1 protein-coding gene is annotated in these 250 nt (G+C 38.0%); it reads left to right on the plus strand.

Going from position 1 to position 250, the window contains the following annotated elements; genetic code table 11:
• Positions 1-72: 72 nt before the first annotated feature.
• Positions 73-250, plus strand: a 178-nt coding sequence (locus SB658_RS26140; protein WP_410603397.1) for an ATP-binding cassette domain-containing protein, incomplete at its 3' end; no start/stop codon positions are given.

Consider the following 250-nt stretch of genomic DNA (forward strand, 5'->3'; position numbering starts at 1 on the left):
TTTAGTCAAAATTATTTAATGTATGCATATATCTTTAGGAAGTGCAATGATGATTGAAAGGGGCTGCAAGAGATGCCAAATGCTTTAACAATTGACCGTCTTCATGTCTCATATCATGGACAGGATGCTTTAGAGAACATCTCTCTTTCCATACAGGAAGGAACGATGACAGGAATCATAGGTCCAAATGGTGCTGGTAAATCAACTTTACTCAAGGCATGCTTGGATTTAATTGAAAAAGACCAAGGGG

Origin of the sequence: Bacillus sp. SIMBA_008 (assembly GCF_046535495.1) — a bacterium.
Classification (GTDB): Bacteria; Bacillota; Bacilli; order Bacillales; family Bacillaceae; genus Bacillus; species Bacillus subtilis.